24 protein-coding genes are annotated in these 22,699 nt (G+C 69.5%); 13 read left to right on the forward strand and 11 right to left on the reverse strand.

Features of this window, described 5'->3' with window-relative positions; all coding sequences use genetic code 11:
• Positions 1 to 36: 36 nt before the first annotated feature.
• The gene (locus AMK34_RS37945) at positions 37 to 2,949 is read right to left on the reverse strand and encodes an AfsR/SARP family transcriptional regulator (RefSeq protein WP_073848563.1); all 2,913 of its coding nucleotides are present in this window, start codon (positions 2,947 to 2,949) and stop codon (positions 37 to 39) included.
• Positions 2,950 to 3,379: 430 nt separating this feature from the next.
• Between AMK34_RS37945 and AMK34_RS37950 the strand changes: the two genes are divergently transcribed.
• Together AMK34_RS37950 and ku are read left to right on the forward strand one after the other, a co-directional pair.
• Entirely contained in the window at positions 3,380 to 3,658 is a 279-nt protein-coding gene (locus AMK34_RS37950) for a YggT family protein (RefSeq protein WP_073848564.1), read from the forward strand.
• 58 nt (positions 3,659 to 3,716) lie between these two features.
• On the forward strand, positions 3,717 to 4,646 hold the full coding sequence (gene ku, locus AMK34_RS37955; protein ID WP_038510597.1) for a non-homologous end joining protein Ku: 930 nt from the start codon (positions 3,717 to 3,719) through the stop codon (positions 4,644 to 4,646).
• On the opposite strand, the gene AMK34_RS37960 is transcribed toward ku, so the two are convergent.
• Positions 4,633 to 5,280 carry a B3/B4 domain-containing protein gene (locus AMK34_RS37960; RefSeq protein WP_073848565.1) on the reverse strand — a complete coding sequence of 216 codons (648 nt, stop codon included), beginning with the start codon at positions 5,278 to 5,280 and terminating at the stop codon, positions 4,633 to 4,635. The genes ku and AMK34_RS37960 overlap by 14 nt on opposite strands.
• An 11-nt stretch (positions 5,281 to 5,291) precedes the next feature.
• Positions 5,292 to 5,903: a LysE family translocator gene (locus AMK34_RS37965; RefSeq protein WP_038522853.1), complete on the reverse strand. Its 612-nt coding sequence runs from the start codon at positions 5,901 to 5,903 to the stop codon at positions 5,292 to 5,294.
• 139 nt (positions 5,904 to 6,042) lie between these two features.
• Between AMK34_RS37965 and AMK34_RS37970 the strand changes: the two genes are divergently transcribed.
• The 3 genes from AMK34_RS37970 (at position 6,043) to AMK34_RS37980 (ending at position 7,718) form a co-directional block, all read left to right on the forward strand.
• Positions 6,043 to 6,543, forward strand: coding sequence for a hypothetical protein (locus tag AMK34_RS37970; protein WP_037344996.1), 501 nt, complete (start codon positions 6,043 to 6,045; stop codon positions 6,541 to 6,543).
• Entirely contained in the window at positions 6,543 to 7,427 is an 885-nt protein-coding gene (locus AMK34_RS37975; RefSeq protein WP_073848566.1) for an alpha/beta fold hydrolase, read from the forward strand. The genes AMK34_RS37970 and AMK34_RS37975 overlap by 1 nt, the downstream gene beginning before the upstream one ends.
• Before the next feature lie 84 nt (positions 7,428 to 7,511).
• The gene (locus tag AMK34_RS37980; RefSeq protein ID WP_016335858.1) at positions 7,512 to 7,718 is read left to right on the forward strand and encodes a CsbD family protein; all 207 of its coding nucleotides are present in this window, start codon (positions 7,512 to 7,514) and stop codon (positions 7,716 to 7,718) included.
• Between the two features lie 44 nt (positions 7,719 to 7,762).
• On the opposite strand, the gene AMK34_RS37985 is transcribed toward AMK34_RS37980, so the two are convergent.
• The gene (locus AMK34_RS37985; protein WP_073848567.1) at positions 7,763 to 8,869 is read right to left on the reverse strand and encodes a cytochrome P450; all 1,107 of its coding nucleotides are present in this window, start codon (positions 8,867 to 8,869) and stop codon (positions 7,763 to 7,765) included.
• An 86-nt stretch (positions 8,870 to 8,955) separates the two neighbouring features.
• Between AMK34_RS37985 and AMK34_RS37990 the strand changes: the two genes are divergently transcribed.
• The 3 genes from AMK34_RS37990 (at position 8,956) to AMK34_RS38000 (ending at position 10,819) form a co-directional block, all read left to right on the forward strand.
• A complete protein-coding gene (locus AMK34_RS37990; RefSeq protein ID WP_073848568.1) occupies positions 8,956 to 9,423 on the forward strand; it encodes a MarR family winged helix-turn-helix transcriptional regulator in 468 nt (155 codons plus the stop codon).
• Positions 9,424 to 9,518: 95 nt separating this feature from the next.
• Positions 9,519 to 10,115 carry an ECF RNA polymerase sigma factor SigK gene (gene sigK / locus AMK34_RS37995; protein WP_073848570.1) on the forward strand — a complete coding sequence of 199 codons (597 nt, stop codon included), beginning with the start codon at positions 9,519 to 9,521 and terminating at the stop codon, positions 10,113 to 10,115.
• Positions 10,112 to 10,819 carry an anti-sigma factor gene (locus tag AMK34_RS38000; protein WP_073848572.1) on the forward strand — a complete coding sequence of 236 codons (708 nt, stop codon included), beginning with the start codon at positions 10,112 to 10,114 and terminating at the stop codon, positions 10,817 to 10,819. Before sigK ends, AMK34_RS38000 begins: the two co-directional genes overlap by 4 nt.
• Here AMK34_RS38000 and AMK34_RS38005 read toward each other — a convergent pair.
• The 6 genes from AMK34_RS38005 to AMK34_RS38025 are packed head-to-tail and all read right to left on the reverse strand — an operon-like array spanning position 10,800 to position 13,972.
• On the reverse strand, positions 10,800 to 11,750 hold the full coding sequence (locus AMK34_RS38005; RefSeq protein ID WP_073848574.1) for an SDR family NAD(P)-dependent oxidoreductase: 951 nt from the start codon (positions 11,748 to 11,750) through the stop codon (positions 10,800 to 10,802). The genes AMK34_RS38000 and AMK34_RS38005 overlap by 20 nt on opposite strands.
• A gap of 60 nt (positions 11,751 to 11,810) precedes the next feature.
• Positions 11,811 to 12,377, reverse strand: coding sequence for a hypothetical protein (locus tag AMK34_RS38010; protein ID WP_038510621.1), 567 nt, complete (start codon positions 12,375 to 12,377; stop codon positions 11,811 to 11,813).
• Complete coding sequence (locus tag AMK34_RS38015) at positions 12,374 to 12,901, reverse strand: DUF6286 domain-containing protein (RefSeq protein WP_073848575.1); 528 nt, start codon at positions 12,899 to 12,901, stop codon at positions 12,374 to 12,376. Before AMK34_RS38015 ends, AMK34_RS38010 begins: the two co-directional genes overlap by 4 nt.
• Positions 12,898 to 13,284: an Asp23/Gls24 family envelope stress response protein gene (locus tag AMK34_RS38020; protein ID WP_073848576.1), complete on the reverse strand. Its 387-nt coding sequence runs from the start codon at positions 13,282 to 13,284 to the stop codon at positions 12,898 to 12,900. Before AMK34_RS38020 ends, AMK34_RS38015 begins: the two co-directional genes overlap by 4 nt.
• Before the next feature lie 5 nt (positions 13,285 to 13,289).
• On the reverse strand, positions 13,290 to 13,466 hold the full coding sequence (locus tag AMK34_RS43325; RefSeq protein WP_016335849.1) for a hypothetical protein: 177 nt from the start codon (positions 13,464 to 13,466) through the stop codon (positions 13,290 to 13,292).
• Between the two features lie 41 nt (positions 13,467 to 13,507).
• Positions 13,508 to 13,972: an Asp23/Gls24 family envelope stress response protein gene (locus AMK34_RS38025; protein WP_038510629.1), complete on the reverse strand. Its 465-nt coding sequence runs from the start codon at positions 13,970 to 13,972 to the stop codon at positions 13,508 to 13,510.
• Between the two features lie 320 nt (positions 13,973 to 14,292).
• Between AMK34_RS38025 and AMK34_RS38030 the strand changes: the two genes are divergently transcribed.
• Genes AMK34_RS38030 through AMK34_RS38050 form a run of 5 tightly spaced genes read left to right on the forward strand, consistent with a single transcriptional unit; the run spans position 14,293 to position 20,064 of the window.
• On the forward strand, positions 14,293 to 15,663 hold the full coding sequence (locus tag AMK34_RS38030; RefSeq protein ID WP_143202740.1) for an alpha/beta hydrolase: 1,371 nt from the start codon (positions 14,293 to 14,295) through the stop codon (positions 15,661 to 15,663).
• Positions 15,664 to 15,679: 16 nt separating this feature from the next.
• Positions 15,680 to 17,194 (forward strand): sensor histidine kinase, encoded by a 1,515-nt coding sequence (locus tag AMK34_RS38035; RefSeq protein ID WP_073848579.1) that lies wholly within the window; start codon positions 15,680 to 15,682, stop codon positions 17,192 to 17,194.
• Positions 17,191 to 17,844, forward strand: coding sequence for a response regulator (locus AMK34_RS38040; RefSeq protein WP_073848581.1), 654 nt, complete (start codon positions 17,191 to 17,193; stop codon positions 17,842 to 17,844). Before AMK34_RS38035 ends, AMK34_RS38040 begins: the two co-directional genes overlap by 4 nt.
• A gap of 50 nt (positions 17,845 to 17,894) precedes the next feature.
• The gene (locus AMK34_RS38045) at positions 17,895 to 19,112 is read left to right on the forward strand and encodes an alkaline phosphatase (protein WP_038510638.1); all 1,218 of its coding nucleotides are present in this window, start codon (positions 17,895 to 17,897) and stop codon (positions 19,110 to 19,112) included.
• Between the two features lie 31 nt (positions 19,113 to 19,143).
• Complete coding sequence (locus AMK34_RS38050) at positions 19,144 to 20,064, forward strand: methylenetetrahydrofolate reductase (protein ID WP_038510641.1); 921 nt, start codon at positions 19,144 to 19,146, stop codon at positions 20,062 to 20,064.
• Between the two features lie 42 nt (positions 20,065 to 20,106).
• On the opposite strand, the gene AMK34_RS38055 is transcribed toward AMK34_RS38050, so the two are convergent.
• Positions 20,107 to 22,098: a discoidin domain-containing protein gene (locus AMK34_RS38055; protein ID WP_073848583.1), complete on the reverse strand. Its 1,992-nt coding sequence runs from the start codon at positions 22,096 to 22,098 to the stop codon at positions 20,107 to 20,109.
• Positions 22,099 to 22,699: the final 601 nt, after the last annotated feature.

Here is a 22,699-nt window from a genome sequence, read left to right on the forward strand (position 1 = left end):
ACCTACGCCAACAGAGTACCGGAGCAGAACGGCTAATTACGCCGAGTAATCGTTCAGGCGCTGTTTGAGTTCGCGAACCTCGGGCGACTCCGAAATGCCGAGATCGGTGTAGAGGCGCAATGCGAACCGGCGATGACGGTCCGCATTCAGTCGCTCACCGAGAATGTCGAACGCGAACGCCATCTCCTTGTGGGCGATGGGCAGCATGCTGCGATTCCCGGTCGATTCCAGCACTTCCACCGCGGTCGTCAACTGACTGACCGCGAGCGCGCCGTCACCGAGTCCGCGTGAATTGATACCGAGGGCGAGAAAGCATTCCGCCTCGAGATCGGGCGATTCGTTCTCCTGCGCCAGTCGCAGTGCCTGGTCGAGTTCCTCGGCGGCTTCGGGATAGCGCCTGTTCTCGGTGTGGATCAGCCCGATCCGGTGCCTGGCGCGGGCTTCGATGAGCACGCTGCCGTGCGCGTGGGCGGTCTCCCGGACCCAGCCGAGGTGTTCGATCGCCTCGTCCGACTCGCCCTTGAGCCAGTGGGTGACCCCCGAGTTGCCCCTGGCCCGGCACTGCATCCGGATGTCGCCGGTGGTCGCGGCCAGTTCGAACACCTCGTTGAACAGCCGGTTCGCCTCGGTGAACTCGTTGAGCCGCCACAGGGTCAGCGCGTACATGTGCAGGGCCTGGTACTCGAGGACGACGTTCCCGGTGACCCGCGCGGCGGACAGGGCGAGGGTCTCCAGCTCCCTGGCCTGCCGGTAGTAGCCGCGGTTGTCGAAGTAACGCCACACCGCCGAGCAGAAGGGCACGAGGTCCGAGTACTGCTGATGGTTGTTCATCGCGACGGCCACCGGCAGCACGTTCTGCCATTGCGCGTCCATCCAGTGCGCGGCCTGGTCGTAGTCGGCGAAGGACTGTCCGAACTCGCTCTTCGGCACTTCGAGGCCGCCCGGTTCCTCCTCGGAATCCGGGTCGATGAAGTCCATCGCGGCCGCGACGGTGTTGCGGTAGTAGTCGAACAGCCGCCGCATCATCGCCTCGCGCTGGTGCTCGGGCTCCTCGGCGAGCAGGAGTTCGCGACCGTAGCTGCGGAGGAGGTCGTGCATCTCGTAGCGGTCCATCGACGGCTGACGCAGGAGGTTCACGTCGACGAGGCGTTCGGCGAGCCGTCGGGCCTCGGCGAGGTCGACCTCGGCCAAGGCCGCCGTCGAGTGCAGATCGAACGCCGCACCGGGATGGTGGCTCAACCGGCGGAACACCCGCCGTTCGGTCTCGGTCAAGTTCAGATAGGACACTCGGAACGCGCCCGCGACGTCGCGTTCGCCGGCGGTGAGCTCGCCGAACCGGTTCCGCTCGTCGCGCAGCTGCCTGGCGACGAAGTCGAGCGTCCACGACGCCCGCGCGCGCAGCCTGCTCGCCGTGACGGCCAGCGCGAGCGGGAGATCGCCGCACAGGCTCGCGACCTGATCGGCCGCGTCCGGGGACTCCCGCTTCAACCGGGAGGGCCCGACGATCCGGCCGAGCAGATCCACCGCGTCGGCCCGGCTGAACGGTTCCAGCGAGAGCAGTTCGGCGCCGTCGAGGTCCACGAGCCGGGTCCGGCTGGTGATCAGCACGCAGCAGCTCGCCGCGCCGGGCAGCAGCGGACTCACCTGCGTCGCCCCGATGGCGTTGTCCAGCACCAGGAGCACACGTTTGCCGGCGAGGCAGCTGCGGAACAGCGCCGCGCGCTGCTCGGTCCCGGCGGGGATGTCCGAACCCTGGATGCCGAGCGACCGCAGCAGCGCCTCGAGCGCGGTCCCCGGATCGACGGGGTCTCCGGCGGGCGAGAACCCTTCGAGGTTCACGAACAGCTGCCCGTCCGGGAACAACGGGGCGAGCCGGTGCGCGGCGTGGACGGCCAGCGCGGTCTTCCCGACACCGGGCATGCCGTCGATCGCGATCAGCCGCGGCCCCGCCATGGAATCGTCCTGGCCGATTTCGAGGACGGTCCGCAGTTCGGTGGCGCGGCCGCCGAACGCGGGGAGGTCCGCGGGAAGCTGCGCGGGCCGGGGGAAGAGCGCCTTCTGCGCGTCTGCGTCCTCGCGTCGCCCGCCGGTGTCCATCCCCGCCCGGAGCCCGCCGACGCCGTACCGGACGAGGGCGCCGTCCTCCATCAGCTCGGCGTCGGCGCGCAGGATCTGCTGGTGGAGCGCGCTCAGCTCGGCGCTGGGGTCGACGCCGAGCTCCTCGGCGAGCGCGGTCCTGGTCCGGTCGAACGTCCGGAGCGCGTCGGCGCCACGGCCTGCCCGGTAGAGCGCCAGCATGGTGAGACATTGCAGGGTCTCGCGGGTGGGATGCCAGGCGGCGAGGTCGAAGGCCTCGCGAGCCGCCGCCTCGGTCTCGCCGAGCCGGAGCCTGGCGCCGATGAGGAGTTCACTGGCGGCGAGGCGTTCTTCGTCGAGGCGTCGCGCTGTCTGCTCGATGGCATCGCCTTCGAGACCGTCGAACGCCGGGCCGCGCCAGAGCGCGAGCGCGTCGGCCAGTTTGGCGGCCGCCTGGGAGATCAGCCCGGCCGCGAGGAGTTCGGCGCCCTGGTTGTAGTCGGCTTCGAAGCGGACCGAGTCGAGCGAGGCGCTGCTGATGACGACGCGGTACGCAGAGCCGGTGGTGACCACGGCGGACCGGGCCACCCCGAGGTCGTGCCGGAGCCGCGCGATCGCGTTGCTGACCTGGCGGACAGCGGTCTTCGGCGGATTTTCGGGCCACATCGTGCCGACCAGGTACGAAACCGGGACCAGCCGGCCCGCGTTGATCAGCAGAGCGGCGAGAAGACGCTGTTCGCGGCGTCCACCCAGCCGGACGGGGACACCGTCGACTTCGGCTTCGAGCGGACCGAGAACGGAGAAGCCGAGCTGGGAACTCTGGACAGTGGTTCGAGGCGATCCCGCCGAATCGGGTAAACGATCAGCGGTCATATGCGACTATGTCGTCCGAGGCCGTGAGCGTGCTCACGCACTACCTCCAGTCCGTTCGCCGGCTGATCGGCACCCTAGCCCACCGCTTCGGCCTCCAGCCAGGTCGGCGCGGGGCGCGCCGTACTGCATTCGGCCTAACGGGCGTGCGCAGGCCTGCCCTGAAACCTTCCCGATTCTACGCCCCGCGGCCCCTGAACTGCGCGGATGTCCGGGGGTGGAGAGCCGATGTAATTCCGATGCAGGCCCTTGGAAAGCTGAAGGTACAGCTGCGGCTCGGCGCGACGGGGCAGCGCGCCGAACCGCGTGTAGGGGCTCCGCGGCGGTTGGCCTTCGTACTGGGGGTGGCCAACCGCCCTGGTAGCCCCTTCTCCGCGTCACAGGTTGTTCCCAGCCGAGCACGGCACACTGGTCTGAAGAGGAGTGTGCCGTCATGAGTGCTCTTGGTGATATCGCAGGTGTCCTGCTCACCCTGTTCCTGATCGTGCTCATCGTCCGGATGGTGCTGGACTGGGCCGTCAATCTCGCCACCCGGCTGCCCGCCTGGGCGTTCCGGGTCCGCGACTTCGCTCATCGGCTGACCGAGCCCGTGCTGGCACCGGTCCGTCGTGTGGTCCGCCCGGTGCGGGCCGGTGGGGTGGCGTTCGATCTCGCCTTCACCCTCGTGTTCCTCGGGGTCGTGCTCCTGCAGTCTCTCGCCTTCAGTCTCTGACCAGGTGTGATCCTCCGCGATCACGGGTACCAGGTCGGTGGAGGAGAGGAGTGTGCCCATGCGCCCGGTCTGGAGCGGTTCGCTTTCGCTCGGTCTGGTGACCGTCCCGGTCCGCCTGTACAGCGCGGTCGAGGACCATACGGTGCACTTCCGCCAGTTCCAGCGCGGCACCGAAGACCGCATCCGGTACCGGCGGGTGAACGAGCGCACCGGCAAGGAAGTCGGCTACGAAGACATCGTCAAGGGTTACGAGCTCGACAGCGGCGAGTATGTCGTCGTCGAGCCGGAGGAGCTGGACGAGATCGCGCCAGGCCGGTCGAAGTCGCTCGACATCGAGAGCTTCGTCGAGCTGGACGCCATCGACCCGATGTTCTTCGACAAGACCTATTGGCTCGCGCCCGCGAAGGACGAGTTCGAGCGTCCGTACGCGCTGCTGCTCGAGGCGATGGACTCGTCGGGCAAGGCGGGGATCGCCAAATTCGTCATGCGTGGCCGCGAATACCTGGCGCTGGTGCGTTCCGGTGACGGCGTGATGGTGCTCAATACCCTCCATTTCGCGGCCGATCTGCGCGATCCCGCCGAGCAGCTGCCGGACCTCCCCGGCAAGGCGAAGGCGCGCGGCAAGGAACTCGACATGGCCGTCAACCTGATCGACGCGATGAGCGACGACTGGCGGCCCGAGGAGTACCGCGACACCTACACCGACCGTGTCCGGGAGCTGATCAAGGCCAAGAAGAAGGGCGACACCATCACACCGGCCACCGAACCCGGGGAGCCGACGAAGGTCGTCGACCTGTTCGAGGCGCTTTCGAAGAGCGTGGAGAGCGGAAAGGCCAAGAAGAAGTCCGGGGCGAAGAAGCCAGCAGCGAAGAAGGACCTCTCCTCGCTGTCGAAGGCCGACCTGGACAAACTGGCCAGGGAGCGGGACATCAAGGGCCGGTCGAAGATGACCCGCGCGAGCCTGGAGAAGGCGCTCAAAGCCTCGTGACGATGCCTGCCGCCGAGAGTTCGCCCGCGATCGCCTCGATCAGCAGCCGGACGTCCTCCGCCGCCGTCGCGTGCAGCCCTTCGGAGACGATCAGCACGTCGGACGTCGTCGCGGAGACCGCGGAGTGCCCGCTCTGCCGGTTCGTCCATCGCCGCGCGTGAGCCTGACCGTCCTCGTCGGCGAAGATCACCTCACCGGCGTTCGGCTGTTCGACCGTGCCGGCGAAGGTCATGTACTTCTCGTCGCCGCGCGCGTGACGGACTTCCAGCGAGCCGCTGATCTTCGCGATGTCGAGCACCGCGACCGGGATGGCGTAGGCGACCGACACCGCGTTGCAGAGGTCGATCACCGGATGGATGCGGGGGAGCGTGCCTTCCTTCCGCAGCCTGCGCAGCAAGGACTCCGACGCGCAGCGGTACTGCGTCGGCTTCAGGCCCATCTTGGCGAACGCCCGCCGCCACGCCTGGATCTCGGGGAACTCCGATTCCGGGCCGTCGGCGAGCCGCCGCGTCGCCCGCGCGACGAATTTCTCGAGATCGACCGGCAGGTCCGGGGTGATCCCGGTGGCTTGGAGTGTGCCGACGGCGAGGCCGGGGTGGGCGGACCGGATGTCCGGGTGGTGCTGGAGTCGCATGCTGGACCTGTCTACTGGGTGGTGAACGCGAGTTTGGCGCCGAGCGCGGCGAAGGAACCGGCGAAGATCCGCCGGAGCCAGGCGAGCACGCGCGGCCGGGACAGAACGTGGTGCCGCACGCCGGCGGCGAGGACGCCGTACACGCTGAACACCACGAACGTCGCCAGCATGAACACCCCGCTCAGCAGCAGCATCCGGGGGAGCGAACCGGGCTCGCCCGCCGGGACGAACTGGGGTAGGAACGCGAAGAAGAACAGGGTCAGCTTCGGGTTCAGGACGTTGATCAGCACACCGGAGGTGATCGTCCGCAGCGCCGACGTGGGCTCGGGATCGCCCTCCACGACGATGGCTTCCCGGTCCTTCAGCGTCGACCACGCCATGTAGAGCAGGTACGCCACGCCGAGGTACTTCAGGATCTCGAACGCCACCGCGCTGGCGTGCAGCAGCGCCGCGAGACCGGTGATCGCGGCGATCATATGCGGGATGATGCCGAGGGTGCAGGCGGTCGCGGCGAGGACGCTCGCGCGTCTTCCCCTGGCCAGCCCGGCGGAAAGGGTGTAGACCACGCCGGTGCCGGGCGTGGCGACCACGACCAGCGTGGTGATCAGGAAGGCGATGCTCACGCCGACCACTGTGCGCGCTGTTTGGCCTCGTGGACAGAGCCAAACCCGTGCCACTCCACTGGACCAAAGGGTTGATCGACGGGTTCACCGGATGGAGTGGCATGATGCACGCTCGCACGTCGACGAGGAAGGCCTTGGTTTGAGCGCGCGCACTTCCCAGGTGGACGACCTCCGGCTGGTGGCACAACCGAACGCCGTGTTGTGTTCCGAGCTCTTCGTCCGTCTCATCTTGTCGGATTGGTCCTTGCGGCCGTTGCTCGATCAGGCGAAGACCGCCGCCGCCAGACTGGTGGGCACGCTGGTCGACGCGGCCGATCCGAAGGAGCCGCCGTTCCTTACGCTGAGACTGCGTCTGCGGTCGGACGTGCTGGTCATCGAGGTCGACCACGAACTGGACGGGCTTCCGGTGCCGACGCCCGCGCCGGGCGAGCGGACCGGCGTGGCGCCGAGCGCGACCGGCGGCGTGACCGTCTGGTGTGAACTGCCGCTGCCCGGCGGCCTGTCGGCCGGACAGGTCCGGCTGCCGAGGCGAGGCGACCGGCGCACGCTGGTGGACGAACCCGTCTCGGGTGAGCCCGTCGGCGCCGATCCCGAAGTCCTGGAACGGCTTTTGACGAGGTTGAGCGGCTGGTCCGGCTGATGGCGACGAAGCGCGTCACCACGCCGGTCCTGGAGATCGAATACGAACAGGCCGGCGAGGCGGGCGGGCCGCCGGTGGTCCTGCTGCACGGGTTCCCGTACGACGTCCGCGCTTACGACGAGGTCGCCGCGGTCCTCGCGGCGGGCGGTGCCTCGGTGTACGTCCCGTATCTCCGCGGGTTCGGGGGGACACGGTTCCTCGACGACGCCACGCCCCGCTCCGGGCAGCAGGCCGCGCTCGCGCAGGATCTGCTCGACTTCATGGACGCGCTAGGGCTGGAGAACGCCGTCGTCGCCGGATACGACTGGGGCGGCCGCGCGGCGTGCATCGTGGCCGCGCTCCGGCCCGAACGGGTGCGCGGACTGGTGTCGGTGGACGGCTACAACGTCCAGAATCTCGCTTACGCCGGGGAACCGGCGCCGCCGGAATGGGAACGCACGTACTGGTACCAGTATTACTTCCATTCCGAGCGCGGCCGCCGAGGGCTGACGGAGAACCGCGACGAGCTGTGCGCGTTGTTGTGGCGCACCTGGTCGCCGACGTGGACCGGTGCCGACGCGGCGTTCCCGGCGAGCGCGCGGAGTCTCCACAATCCGGATTTCGTCGACGTCGTCATCCATTCGTACCGGCACCGGTTCGGGCTGGCGGAGGGCGATCCGCGGTATCAGGCGCTCGAAGACCTGATCGCGCGGGAGCCCGCCATCACGGTGCCGTCGGTCGTGCTGGAAAGCGGGGACGACGGCGTCGGCGGGCCCAGCGCGGAGGGCGACCGCGAGTACTTCACCGGGCCGTACGCGCATCGGGTTCTGCCGGGTTTCGGCCACAACGTCCCGCAGGAAGCCCCTGAAGCGTTCGCCGCCGCGGTGACCTCTCTGCTCGGGTGAGGGCGATCACCCGTCCGTGTGCGTGACGAATCCTGATCTTCGCTTGTCCTTCGGAGGTAAGGCGCACGATCCGGAGGAGGAACGATGTCTTTGGGCGACAAGATCAGCAACAAGGCCGAAGAGTTCGGCGGTAAGGCCAAGGAGGCCGCCGGCGACGCCACCGGCAACGACGAACTGCGCGCGGAAGGTCAGGCGGACCAGGCGAAGGCCGGTCTCAAGGGCGCCGTCGAAAACGTGAAGGACGCCGTCGGCGACGCGGCGGACAAGATCCGCGACACCTTCAAGAAGTAGCGGTCCTTTCGGGCCGGGGCGGCGGTTTCGCGCCCCGGCCCGGTTCAGCCGCGCAGCCGTACCGGCAGGCTCGTGAGCCGCGTGCCCTGGATGCCACCGAGGAACGTCTGCCGGAGTTCGCCGTACGGTACTGCGAGCCGGGCTTCAGGGAAGTCCGTGCGCAGCACTGTCGCCACCGCCCGCAATTCGAGCTGCGCGAGCTGGGCACCGACGCAGAAATGCGGCCCCGCGCCGAAAGTCAGATCCGGGCCCGGTTTCCTCGCCGGATCCGTGTTGATGCCCTGGATGTCGACGAGCACCGGCGCCCCGGCGGGGAGCCGGATCCCGGCGAGGTCGAGCTCCACGGTGGTGAACCGCCACAGCGTGAACGGCGCGGGCGGATGGTCCTTGAGCGTTTCGCGGACGAGATCGTTCACGGATGCCTTGTCCCCGTTCAGAAGCCGCGAGATCAGGAAGCCGATCGAGGCGTCGGTGGTCAGCTGCCCGGCGAAGATCAACGCGAACAGGTGATACCGCAGGTCCTTTTCGGACGTTCCGGCCGGGAGGCTGTCGCGTAGTTCCGTCGCGAGCCCGTTGCGGTTCGGCGTCAGCCCCGCGGCGGCGAGGTCCGCGATCGCGGCGATGGCCTTGCCCTGGGCACCCGGTTCGGGGTCCGACATGCGGCGGCAGGCGTCCACGGCGGCGTCGAGCAGCTGGAGCGGGATGCCGAGCAGATCGAGCAACACGGTGAGCGGGAAACGGGTGGAGAACCCGTCCATGAGGTCGACGGTCTCGCCGCCGAGGTCGGTCAGCAGAGCCCGCGCGATCCCGTGGATCCGGTCCGCCTGCGCCTGGATCCGTTTGGCGCTCAGCAGCGGGGCGTGCGCTCGCCGCAAACGGGTGTGTTCGGGCCCGTCCAGCGTGGTGAGGGACGGCTGTTCGGCGGCGGTCTGTTCGAGCGCCGTCCAGCCCGCGGGGGCCAGCGCCGGATCCTTGGCGATGCGGGGATCGGAGAGGACTTCGCGGGCCAGCTTCTCCTCGGTGACGATCCACGCGCTTCCGCCCTCGGGGGCGGCCACTTCGACCAGGGGGCCGGCGGCTCGCAGCGCGGGACGGACAGGGTCGGGTTCGGTGATGCCGCGGGTCGACGCGGCGAACGGATCGGGGAGCACAGGAACTCCTTCATGAGAAAGTAGCTTCACCATGAAGGTATATTTGTGGCCGGTAGGTTGTCAAAGCACGGAACCGAGGAGGGGCGATGGCGGACGATGTCGCGGCGCGGAGCGCGTCGCTCCTGGACGGCCTCCGGAGTTTCGGGGCGAACTACACCGAGTTCACCCGGCGGTTCGCGGACTGGCTCGGCCTCCACGCCACCGACGCCGCCGCGCTGGTGGAGATCCTCTACGCCGAAGACACCGGCTCGCCGCTGTCCCCGGCCCGGCTCGGCGAACGCATCGCCCTGACCTCCGGCGCGACCACGAATCTGCTGAACCGGCTGGAGAACCTCGGCTATGTGGTGCGGACCAGGGAGAACACCGACCGCCGGGTGGTGACCCTGCGCAGCGGCACCGACATCCAGGCGCCCGCGCGGGAGTTCTTCGGCCCGTTCAGTGCCGGGTTGGCGGCTCTCGTGGCGGAGTACCCGCCGGAAGAGATCGAACGCTTCGAGGGCTTCCTCCGCCAGCTGAAGTCCACAATGGACGACGTGCTCGAAGAACAGGCCTGACCGGCGGACCAGTCCGATCCGCTCTCGGCACCGAATCCCTCCCGGACGCCCTGGCAACCGCGTAGCCGGGCGTCGGGTGAGGTGGAGGCAGCTTGATGGTCGAGGGTGTGCGGACGAGTCCGCGCGGAAGCGGCGGCACCGGAACGGAGCCCGCCGAGACGAGTTTGATGCAACGGGTCGCGGCCGGCGACGAACAGGCGTTCGCCGACCTGTACGAGGTCGTGGCGGGACCGGTGTGGGGTGTGGTGAACAGGGTCGTGCGCAACGGCACGTTCGCCGAGGAGGTCACCCAAGAGGTCCTGGTGGAGGTGTGGCGGACGGCGGCGCGGTTCAAACCGGGCAAGGGGAGCACGCTGGCCTGGGTGCTCACCATCGCGCACCGGCGGGCGGTGGACAGGGTGCGGTCGCATCAGGCCGCGCTCGACCGGGACGACCGCGCGGGCAGGCTCGATTTCAGGCGCCCCTTCGACGAGGTCGCCGAGTCGACGATCACCAACCTGGAGCAGCAGCGGGTGCGACAGTGCCTGTCCGCGCTGACCGACCTGCAACGCGAATCGGTGGTGCTGGCCTACTACAACGGCTACACGTACCCGGAGGTCGCGGAGGTGCTCGACACCGCGCCCGGCACGGTGAAGACCCGCATCCGCGACGGCCTGATCCGGCTGCGCGACTGCCTGGGGGTGGGGCAATGACCGCCGAGCTGCACACGTTGACCGGGGCGTACGCCCTGGACGCCGTCCCGGCGGAAGAGGCTGCGGCGTTCGAACGGCACCTGCGGGGTTGTCCCGCGTGCGGCCAGGAAGTCCGGGAGCTCCGGGAGACCGCCGCGCGGCTCGGAAGGGCGCTGGCCACCGTGCCACCGCCGACGCTGCGGGAAGCGACGCTCACGCGGGTCGCCCACACCCGTCAGTGGCCGCCCTCGCTCGCGCGTCGCGGCGGGGTCGTGAAGACCCGGGTCGCCCTTTGGGGCGCTGCGGCGGCCGCCGTCGGAGCGCTGGTGTTCGGCTTGGTCACCACGACCACCGACCCGGGAGCCGACCCCGCGCAACAGCAGCTGGCGTCCGTCAACGCCGTGCTCACCGCGCCGGACGCCTCGACGGTCAAGGGTGCCGAACCCGGGACGACCACGGTCGTGACCTCGCGGAGCCAGGGCAAGATCGTGGTACTGGCCGGTGAACTCCCGCCGTTGGCGGCGGGCAAGGCGTATCAGGTGTGGCTCATCGGGGCGAGCGGGGTGCATTCCGCCGGTCTGCTGGCGCCGGACGGTCCACATCGGACTCGGCCGGTGCTCGCGGAGCTGCCGGGCGGGATCGACCGGGTCGGTATCACCGCGGAACCGGCCGGAGGTTCGCCCGCGCCGACGGTTCCGGCGGTCGTCATGGTGAATCTGTCCTAGCACCGGTCAGCCGCTCGCAGGCCTGCCAGAGTTCCTGGCGCTGCGCGGCGGTTTCCCGGGTCTTGCCGAGGTAGTGGGTCGGGCGCTGGACGCGGTCGTGCCAGAACATGCCGTTGTACCGGCCGGGTTCCTCGGCGGCGGCGAGCCAGACGAACGTGTCCGCGCCCTGCTCCGGGTTGCGCAGGAGCGGGCCCGTCAGCTTCCGGAACGTCGGCAGGAAGGTCGCGACCCCGGGCGTGTCGGCCCAGCCGGGATGGGCGCTGTGCACGGTGACGCCGGAACCGTCCAGCCGGTCCGCCCAGAGTTCGGCGAGCACCACCTGCATCCGTTTGGTGCGGGCGTAGCCGGCGGCCGGTTTGTACTCGTCACGGCGGTACTGCAGGTCGTCGGCACGCAGTGGCTGGCCGTACATGCCGCCGGAGCTGACCCAGATCACCCTCGCGCCGTCGGCGAGCTTCGGCCGGAGCGACGCGGTCAGCAGATGGGGGCCGAGTACATGCGTGGCCAGCATGAGTTCGTTGCCCTCGGCCGTTTCCGTGCGTTCGGCGGGCATGACCCCGGCGTTGTGCACGAGGACGTCGACCTCGCCGTCGAGATTCTTGGCGTAGTCGCGCACGGAGGAGATCAGGCTGACGTCGCAGTGGTCGGCGATGATCCGCGAACCGGGGACGGCGCGCTCGATCTCGGCGCGGGCGGCGTCACCGTCGCCGCGGATCGCGATGCGCACGGTCGCGCCCAGTTTCGCCAGGCCGATGGCCGTCGCCTTGCCCAGGCCCGCTTTCGCGCCGGTCACCACGGCGACCTTGCCCGCGAGCGCGTCCGGCGCGGGGTCCTCCGGCCACCAGGTCCGGCGCAGGAGGTAGCCGATGTTGCCGTACCCGAGCAGGGTCCGGTCGAGCACGGTGTCGGCGGCGCGGGTCACGGTGGACATGCGGATGCTCCTCCTCGGTCGTGGTACGCGACTTCCCGGCGAGGCCGCCGCGGAAACCTTTTACCGGATGCGGGGCCCGGCCTTCGCGGAAAAGCGGAACTCGATGGTCATCGGAAGCTCGTCGAGATCCAGTGCCTGACGCAGCCTCGGCAAGCCCTCCTCGGTGATCCGTTCACGGATCGCGGCCAGATCACCGTCCTGTTCGGCGCTCAGCACCACGGCCAGCACCGGCGCGTCCTGGGTGCCGCCGAGCGTGGCGTGCGCCGCGTGGACGCCGGAATAGGTCGCGACCTCCGCCGTGAAGGGGTCCACCGCGGTGCTCGCGGCCAGCGCGGTCCGGCCGGTGTCCTGCTCGAAGCGCCAGGTGTGGGATTTGGGTTTGCGGACGGGCTGCGCGATGAGCCAGCGCAGAGCCAGCAGCCCGAGGAGCACGGCGCCCCCGGCGACGGCGTACCAGACCCACGCGGGCGGCATGGCGGTGCCGGGGACGAGCGTGGTGCCGGGATCCAGCACTGGGATGCGGCCGAAATGGGTGCCGACGGCGAATCCGCCACCGGCGATCAGCACGAGCCCGGTCAGCACCAGCAGGGTGCGGTTCAGCCGGGCGGGACGGTTGAGGTCGGTCATGACGCGCTCCTCGTGGCCTTGACCCGGACCCGCACGGCGGGAACGGCGGCGGGGCCGATCTGGGCGAGACGGTGCTCGATGGCGGCGCGGACGGCGTCGGCGAGCCCGGCGGTGTTCGTCCGCCCGGTGGTCACCACCGAGACGATCGCGCGCCGCTTCACCTTGAGCTTCGCCGCCGAGACACCGTCCACAGTGGATGCGGCGGTGCGCAGGGTCGATCGGTAGCTGCGGCGGGAGGCGCCTGAATCCGTGCCGCCTTCGAGCGGCAGCACGGTCGGCTTCCCCGGGACGACCGCGCTCACGAGGAGCAGCAGACCGAGGAGCGCGACCACGCCGCCGGCGATCGCCGGAAGGGGATCACTCCATCGGAGATCGTGCAGCGCGGACGCGATGGCGTCGTAGCCGATCCACGGTTTCTCCCCGATGATCGTCTGGACCGCGACGACGGCGGCCAGGACACAGCCGGCGAGCACCACGAGGGCGACCAGCACGGCCGGGACGCTGCGGCGTGGGCGCCGTTTCATCGGACCCTCCTCGTCTCGGTCTCCTCGGAATGCAGGGCGGTGACGGTGATGTCGACCCGCGTGACGGTCAGGCCCGAGAGCCCGCCGACGCGGCTGATCAGATGCTCGCGCACGGCCTCGGTGGTGGCGCGCACCGAAAGCGGGTACTTCACCGAAAGCCGGACGTCCAAAGTGGTCGTCGAACCGGTGACGTGCGCGCTCACCTTGGCGCCCTGGTCGAGGTCTTCGCCGCCGACCGCGATCCCGAGCACCCGGGAGGCCGCGCCGCCGACGCCGTCGACCTCGGTGATCGCCCGCGCGGCGATCCGTTCGACGGCGCCGTCGGCCACGGTCAGCCCGCCGCGCCCGTCCGTTCCGGGCGCGGCGGCGGTCATCGTCGTCATGGCGATCAGCCCCTGTCGCGGCCCGCCAGGGCCGAAAGGTCGAGCTTGCCGTCGAGGAACCTGCCGACCAGCAGGCCGAGCGCGGCGAGCACGAGCACGACGAGGAAGGCGCCGAAGCCGCCGAACGCGCCGGCCACGCCGAGCACGAGACCGGTCAACAGGCCGAGTTGGGTGGCGTTCATGAACGTTCTCCTTGCTGTCTGGCGCGGACCGGCGCCGATGGTCACTGGACGCGGCCGGACTCGGTGCTCTCGTCGGCGTCGTCGTCGCCCGGGATGTGCACGTCGGACACGTTGATGTTGACCTCGACGACCTCGAGCCCGGTCATCTGCTCGACCGCGCCGATCACGTTGCGGCGCACCGACTTCGCCAGATCAGCGATCGCGACGCCGTATTCGACGACGATCTGCAGGTCGACCGCGGCCTGGCGCTCGCCGACCTCGACGGAGACGCCCTGCCCGGCGGACGCGGTGGCACCCGGGATGCGCTCACGCAGCGCGTTGAACGCCCGCACGGCGCCGCCGCCCAGCGCGTGGACACCGGTGATCTCCCGGGTCGCGAGGCCCGCGACCTTCTGGACGACGGTGTCGGCGATCGTGGTCACGCCCTGGGTGGAGACGAGCGCGCTGTTCTCGGCCGGGGCGGTGGAGTTCGAGTTCGGCTTGGCGGTGGTGGCGGTGTTCGTCATCGCGATCTCCTCAATTCGGATTCCGTTGCCTGCGGTGGAAGTTCTTCGCTTCCACACTCAATAGACCCAGCCGCGCGAAGATCGTCACGACCCGATCGTGTGGTCTGGATCTCATCGCTCGTGGGTATGTCTTTCGGCCTAGTCCCCGCGGCCGACACCGCCGCCCCTTTTCATCCCGTCGAGGGTCGTGCGCACGGCGGGCCGCGGGGTTGGATCGTCCGGTGTCCCGAAGGCAGGAGTTACGAGTGAGCTGGAAATGCGTGATGCTGTCGATCGCGCTCGTCGCCGGATGTACCACATCGCAAGGAACTCCGGCTCCGGTGACCAAAGTGGACGAACCGGAGCGCGAGGCGGCGCTGACGTCGTTCTACCGGCAGACCCTGGACTGGCGCCCCTGCGAAGCCCTGCAGTGCGCGAAGCTGACCGTGCCCGTGGACTACCGGCGGCCGGACGGGCCGAAGTTCACGCTGCCGGTGATCAAGGCCGCGGCGACCCGGCCGGGGGAGCGGATCGGCACGCTCGTCGCCGGTGCGGGCGGCCCCGGGCAGTCCGGCGTCGCCATGGTGAAGGACATCGCGGGCACCTGGCCCGCCCCGGTCCGGGCCAGGTTCGATCTGGTCGGCTTCGATCCGCGGGGGATCGGCGGCAGCGAACCGCGGCTCCGCTGCGACACCGAGGGAGAGCCCGCTTCGAAGGCTCCCGAAGGCCTGCCGCTGATCGGCGCCGAGGTTCCGAGCACCCGGCAGTACGCCGAGGCGTGCCTCAAGAACACCGGGGAGAACGTGCTGCGGCACCTGGGCACCGACGACGTCGTCAGCGACCTCGACGTCCTTCGGGTGGTCACCGGCCAGGAGAAACTGACCTACCTCGGCTACTCCTACGGCACACGGATCGGCCAGCTGTACGCCGACCGGTTCCCGAAGAAGGTCCGCGCCATGGTGCTCGACGGCGTCGACAACACCTATCTCGATTGGCGGGCCGACACCGTCGAGCAGGCGAAGGGCGTGGAAGACACCCTGCTGACCTACGCGAAGCAATGTGCCACGAGGACCGGCAAACCGTGCCCCGGCCAGGACGAGACCGAAATCCTCGCCACCGTGGACCGAGTGCTGGCCAAAGCGGACAAAGCGGGTGACGGGAGCGCTCTTCGTTCGGAGATCTCCGCGAAACTCACCTTTCCGGCGGACTGGGCGGAGCTGTCGGAAATCATCCTCGGCGCCGACGCTCCCTCGGACGGCTCGTCGGACGAGCCCGCCGACGAGCCGGAGACCTCGACCGACACGACCGACGCGCTCACCGTCGTCAACTGCCTGGACCGGACCCATCCCACCGATTTGGCGGCGTACGAGGACGCTGCGCGAGAGCTTCGCCGCGTTTCCCGGCTCTCGTCCGGTACGGAAGCGCTCGGCTGCGCCTTCCTGCCCACCGGTGCCGCTCCGTCCAGGACGATCCGGGCGGACGGCGCGCCGCCCATCCTGCTCGTCGGGACCACGAAGGACGCCGCGACACCCTATGGCTGGGCGCGGCGGCTGCCGGAAAGCCTCAAATCCGCGGTGCTTCTGTCCAATGAGGACGTCGGGCACGCCGTCTTCGGCGGCGGATCGTCCTGTGTGGACGATGCGGTCAGCCGGTACCTGGTCGATTCGACGATTCCCGCCGCCCCGGCCCGCTGTACCGGCGGTCCCGTGTGATGCTGGGAGCGTGAAAATGCTCGACCGGCGGCTCGGCGCGGTGCTCGCCGAGGTACTCCTGGCCGGATTCGTCGCGGGCGTGACCGTCTTCCTCGCCGATCTGCTGCCCGCATGGGGCTGGCCGGAGGTGTTCTCGCCGTCGGTGCCGGTGCTGACCGCCGTGATCGCCTGCGCCGTCGTGCTGGTGCTGCTGCGCCGCCGGTTCACGGTGTCCGCGCTGCTCGCCGCGACCGTGCTGTTCGGGCTGTTCCCCGCGACCGGCGTCGCGCTCGCGGTCGTCGCGCATACGGCGGGGGCCCGGGGGCGGCGGTGGCCGCTGTTCGGTCTCACCGCGCTGCTGCCTGCCGCGGTCGTGCTGCTCACCCAGCCCGCGTTCCGCTGGCAGTACGTCCTCGTGGTGATCGCCGTTTCGACGGTCTCGTGTCTCGTCCTGCCCGCGCTGGCCGGGGCGATGCAGGCGCAGCAGGCGAGACTGGTGGTGGCGCTGCGCGACCGCGCCCGCCTGGAGGAACGGTCGCGGCTCGCCGAGGAGATGCACGACCAGCTCGGGCACCGGCTCAGCCTCATCACGATGTTCTCCGGCGCGCTGGAGGTCGCCGCCGAGGGCAAGGATCCCGAGTTGCGGCAGGCGGCCGGGCATGTCCGGTCGACGGCCAAACTCGCGCTCGAAGAACTGCGGGAGTCGCTCGGCATCCTGCGGCCGGGCGGGGAACCGGCCGAACCCGCCGAAGCCACCGACGCCGCCGGTACGAAGGCCGATATCGAGGGCCTGGTGTCGTCGTCGCGCGATGCCGGCCTCGAAGTGGCGTTCGACTGGCGAGGCTCCGACCTCGGCGGCGTCCGCCCACCGGTCCGCCGGGCCGTGCACCGCTTGGTGCGCGAGGCGCTGACCAACGTGCACAAACACGCCGCCGGGGCGTCGGTGACCGTCGTCGTCGACCATGGCGACGACCTGGTGAAGGTCGTGGTGCGCAACAGCGCCGAGCAGGTGGCGGCGGAGCGGCTGCCCGGCACCGGGCGCGGGCTGGGCGGCCTGCGTGAACGGGTCCGTCTCCTCGGCGGGACGTTCACCGCCGGGCCGGATCCGGAAGGCGGCTTCGCCGTCACGGCCGGCCTGCCGAAACGGGCGAACGCACCACTCGCGGAAGAGACGGGCGAAGAGCGGCCGGGCCGCATCCAGTCCGGTCTGCTGCTGACGACCGGTCTGGCCGCCGTCGCCGCGCTGCTGCTGACCACGCTCGCCTTCGTGCCGCCGCTCACCCCCGCCGACCACGAGGATCCGCTGGCCAGCGTGAAGATCGGGATGACGCCGGAGGAGGTCGAGGCGTGGTTCGGCCCGAACGAACCCGCCGCGCACGCCGCCGCGGAGGGCCACGAGCCGCCGATACCCGGTGACAGCTACTGCGTGTACGTCGCGGCCGCCGATCCGCCCGACGCGGAAACCGCCGCGATCTTCCGGTTCTGCTTCGGCGACCGGGGGTTGGTGGAGAAGACCTGGTTCGAGGTCCCCGTACCGGAGGAGGCGCCATGATCCGGGTCCTGCTCGCCGACGACGAACCGCTGCTCCGTGCGGGCGCGCGGCTCCTGCTGAAGCAGGCGGGCGACATCGACGTCGTGGCCGAGGCCTCGGACGGCGCGGAGGCGATCGACATCGTCCGGCGGATGCCCGTGGACGTCGCGCTGATGGACATCCGGATGCCCGGGACGGACGGGCTCGCCGCGGTCGAGGAGATCGCGCGTGAGGTGCGGGTCATCATGCTCACCACGTTCGGGGACGAGGCCTACGTGGCCCGCGCCCTGCGCGCGGGAGCGGCCGGGTTCCTGCTCAAGGACACCGATCCGGCGCAGCTCATCCAGGCCGTGCGGTCCGCGGCCGCCGGCGAGGCGGTGCTGTCACCGCGGATCGCGAAGCAGGTCATCGACCGGTTCCGCGACGCCGACGCGGCGGACGCCGACAACGCCGCACGGGCCAGGCGGCGGATCGAGGCGCTGACCGCGAGGGAACTCGACGTCCTGGTTCGGGTGGGGCGCGGCCTGGGCAACGCGGAGATCGCGGGGGAGCTGCGGCTATCGAACGGCACGGTGAAGATCCACGTCAGCCGCATCCTCGCCAAGCTGGGCTGCGCGAACCGCGTCCAGGCCGCGATCCTCGCGCACGATGCGGGCATTCTGCGTGGTTGAACGAGCCTCCGATCTCTGTTAGGAAAGGTTCCTAACTAACTGGAGGCGATGTGCGCGGACGTGGTCTTGCGGCGGCGACGGTTCTGGTGGTCCTGTGCGGTGGCTCGGCCGCCGTCGCGGACACGACGACGGCGGGGTCCGGCGCGCGGTCGGCGCGCAACATCATCTACATCCAGGGCGACGGCCTCGGCCTCGGTCAGCGGGATCTGCTCCGGCTGGCGCTCAAGGGCAAGAACGGCAGGCTCGCGATGGACGGGCTCACGGCCACCGGGCTCGTGCGGACGGCTTCGGACGATCCCGACGAGATCGTCACCGACTCCGCCGCGGCGGCCACCGCCCTCGCGACCGGGCACAAGACACGCAACGGCGCGGTCGGGGTGGACGGTCATGGGCGCCCGCTGGAGACGATTCTCGAACGGGCGAAGCGGGCGGGGAAGTCGACCGGCCTGGTCACCACCGCGCAGGTGACGGGCGCGTCGCCGGCGGCGTTCGCGGCGCACGTGCCCAGCCGGGACTCGCAGAGCGACATCGCGAAGCAGTACATCGAGAACAGCCGTCCGGATGTCCTGCTCGGCGGCGGTGAGGACTGGTGGTATCCCCAGGGGAATCCCGGGCTCTGGCCGGACAAGCCGGGGGAGGAGAGCCGCAGTCCCTACGGCAACCTGGTCGAACGCGCGCAGCGGACCGGCTACACCTACGTGCGCGACGGCGACGAACTGCGGACCACGCGGGCGAACCGGATCCTCGGCCTGTTCGCGAACGAGGACATGGTCGACTACGGCCCCGACGGCGTCGGGAAGTACGCGCCGCGGGTGCCGCTCCAGCAGATGGCGCGCAAGGCGCTGGACACCCTCTCGAAGAATCCGCGCGGCTTCTTCCTCTTCCTGGAGGAAGAGGGGACCGACGGCATGTCGCACGAGAACAACGCGCACGGCGTGATCGACGCGGGCCGGTCGCTCGACGCCACCGTCGCCGAGGTCCTGCGGTTCGTCCGCACGCACCCCGACACGCTGGTGATCATCGGTGGCGACCACGAAACGGGCGGGTTGAGCATCGAGAACTACGACGCGTCCGACACCGACCCTGACCAGGACGGTCCTTTCGACGTACCGGGTTCGAAGCTTCGGTTCACTGTGGACTGGACGACGCACGACCACACCGGCGCCGACACCCCGGTCACCGCCGAAGGCCCCGGCTCCGCCCGTCTGGGTGGCACCGTCGAGAACACCGACGTCTACTGGGTGATGCGGCTGGCGAGCGGCCTCTGAACACGATGTGCGCTTCGGTTACGGTTTTCCCATGGACCTTGTGCGCCGCATCGACCGCGCCGCGGGTGAATTCTTGCTGTTCGCCCTGACGCCACCGCGTTTGGCGACCGCTCGCGAACGCGTTCAAGAGATCGCCGACGCCACCATGGCTCGCTTGCGCCCGCTGGATCTCGACGGCCTGATCCTCTACGACATCGACGACGAAGCGGCCAGGAACCCTGCGCAGCGCCCGTTCCCGTTCTCGCCGACCCTCGACCCCGCGAACTATCTCGCGGACAACTTCACGAGCTGGCAGACCCCGGTCATCGTCTACCGAGCGGTCGGAAAATACGCGCCGTCGGAGCTGCGGACATGGTTGGCGGCCCAGGACCCGGCGCGCGTGATGACGGTTCTCGTCGGCGCCTCGTCCAGCAAGATCGACACCATGACCTCACTCGCCGATGCCCAGGCACTGCGGCGCGACGTCAACCCCGGTTTGCCGCTCGGCGGCGTCGCGATTCCGGAGCGGCACAGCCGCCGGGACGACGAACATCTGCGACTGCTGGCGAAGCAGGACGCCGGTTGCCGATTCTTCGTGACCCAGGTGGTTTACGACGTCAACGCGGCGAAGAACCTCGTCTCCGACTACCACTACGAATGCGTCGCGCGCGGACGAACACCCGTGCCGGTCGTCTTCACCTTCTCGGTCTGCGGATCGTTGAAGACACTCGACTTCCTGCAGTGGCTGGGCGTCGACGTGCCACGGTGGATGGAGAACGACCTCAAGCACGCGGCCGACACCCTCGAAGCGTCCTATCAGCTGGCCCTCGCCGCGGCTACCGAACTGATGGCCTACTGCCGCGGCCTTGGTGTTCCGTTCGGTATCAACGTCGAAAGCGTGTCGATCAGGCGGGAAGAGATCGAGGCGTCCGTGCGGCTGGCCGAACAACTCCGGACGGAGATCAAGGGCTGAGTCCCGAGGTCCTGCGAGTGCCCCTGGCCGGCATCGGGAACGCTACGAGGCGAAGACGCCGAACTCCCAGAAGGAGAAGCAGTAGCGGGTGGCTCGCTTGACGCCGACGAAGCGCACCCAGCGCGTGGTGACCGGCTCGAACCGTGCGGTGTCGATGCCGCCGTCTCCGGCGGTGGTCGACCAGGCCGTCTGCCAGGTGCCGCTTGCTTCACTCCATGCCTCGATACGATACTCGGACGCGTATGCCGCCTCCCAGTCGATGGTCACCCGGCCGACATTCCGCTCGGAGCCGAGATCGACGTAGTACCACTGCCCGTCGTTCCAGGAGCTGGACCACCGGGTGGAACGGTCGCCGTCGACGGCGCGCGATGGTGACAGGTTCACGAACGGGTTCCACTCCGTCGAACTGGCCGTGGCCGGCTTCGCGTGGGCGAGGTCGGTGCCGAGACGATGCGCGGTGGTGGCCTCCCAAGTCTTCAGGTACGACTCCGCTCCTTTCGCGAGGTCGTCGATGACAGCCTGCCCGCCGACCATGCGGACGTCCTCGATCCAGTCCGGGATCAGACCGTAGTGCGCGGCGCCGTCGACGTTGACGTCCCAGACCCGTTCGCCGGTCTTCTGCCGGTCCATCGTCGTGGCGCCGTCGAAGGTGCGATACGGGTAGACCACCGGGTTGCTCGCGCCGGTGCGCGGCGCGGGCCAGCCGCCGACACCGTTCATGTCGGCACCGAAGCCGTAGCCGACCTTGTACTGGTCGCGCAGGGCCTTGTTACGCCGCCACTCGTTGACGAAGCTCTCCGAGCCGTTGTCGTAGCCGGTGATGAATCCGCCCAGTTTGTACACCCGCTCGGACCAGCCCGCGTCCATCCAGCTGTGTGTGGACAGCACGCCCGGGTAGTTCTCCGCTTCGAGGATGTCCAGGGTGCGCGCGGCCGCCTTGACGCTCATATGGTCGAGCTCGACCATCATGTTCCGTTCCATCATGCGGCGCAGGGCGTGTTCGCCGAGGCGGGTGAGCCCTCGGGTGTTGCAGCGCTTGGCCGGGTCGCTGCCCGCGATCGGGTTGTCCTGCTGCGGACCCGGGCACACCTCGGTCGTCCACGTGGTGGCGCAGCAGGAGAACTGACCGGCCTGGAGGATCTGGCCGGTGGTTCCCGAGTCGAAGCGCACGCCGCACAGGCCGTTGTCGAACTTGTGGCACAGGAACATGCTGCGCACGCCGAGCGAGTACAGCTCGTTGATCCCGGCGTCGATCTGCGCGGCGGAGCACTGCGCGACGTCCATGATCATCTTGCAGCCGAAGGGTTCCGAGGTCTCCACCCCGAGGATGATCGCCAGCTTGCCGTCCATCACCACTTGGCGGGCCTGCTCCGGGCTGGTGACGATCCGGAAGAAGCCCTTGCCGGGGCCGCCGTAGATGCCGTCGATGTAGTCCTGCATCTCCCAGGACTTGCGTGCTTGGAGCCGGATGGCGTCCATCTCGTCGCAGCCGCGGTCCTTGGGCATGATCGGCAAGGCGCACAGGACGCCGTTGGAGACCAGGTCGTTGACCATGATGCGCAGCCCGCCGCGCCACGCCCGCTCGATCCAGGCGTAGTAGTTCTGCTGATGCGTCAGCGACTTGTGGGTCGGCCATTCCTTGAAGGACGGCCAGCCGACCGGGTCGTGGTGCCCGTCCGGATCGGCCGTGAGGTTCTCGAAGGTGGCGCCCCTGCCGTCGGGGTAGTGCTCGGGGCAGTCCTTCAGCGCGTCGGCGACGCCCGCGGGCGAGAACGGTTTGCCGCAGATCAGCCTGCCGCCGAAGCCCTCGTTGGCGAGTATGTGGTTGTGGCCGTCGACGAAGCCGCGGACCTCCCCGCCTTGAGCGCCGGTGAACGGGGCGCCGGTCGCGCCGATCTCGCTGTCCGGACTGGGCCGGTTCGGCGGCTCCCACCAGTTCGACGCGGCCGACGACGTCGGCGTGACGCCGACGACGAGCGCGATGGCGGCCAGCGCGGCCATCGCGAGTGACAGGACCCTGCGAAGCCGTCTCATCGAGAACCTCCTGTGCGCGCCCCACGGTGGGAGTCCATCGGGATGATGGTGACGGCAGACACAATGTGAGTCAAGTTCATGTTTTTCTCGCGCCGCGACGCGGCCGGGTGTCGCGGCCGCGATCGTCGGGGCGAGCAGGCCGAGTACCGGAATTGGGTGGTGTCGCCTGGGGGTGAAGGTCGGGGACAAGCCTGCGGGGTATGCGCCCGGAGTGCGGAACTGGTGAGGTGTCTTGGCGTGTTGCCGTTTTCCGGCAACCGTCCAAAGCGGTCACGTCGCGAAGTCGGCCACGCGAGCCCCGTCGCCATTTCCCGGCAACGAGCCCCCAAGTCCACCCAGGAACCCCCAGAGTTCTTCCGCCTTCCCGTCCCGTTCGCCCGAGATGATGCTGATCGCGTTGACTCCGAGCCCGGGTCACCTGATCTGAAAGTCCGAAGTGGACTGTCAGCGTCGGGAGGCTAGACATCCTGCCGCGCTTGAAATCGACTCCGGCGAGTGGTGTTCGGTCCGCACCCGGCGGAACATCGAACAAGTCGTGATGACGGCGACAGCGACGGAGCCAAGTGATTCGACGTCGCTGATCGTTCGTGGGACTGGACTG

It is taken from the genome of Amycolatopsis sp. CB00013, from assembly GCF_001905755.1.
Lineage (GTDB): Bacteria > Actinomycetota > Actinomycetes > Mycobacteriales > Pseudonocardiaceae > Amycolatopsis > Amycolatopsis japonica.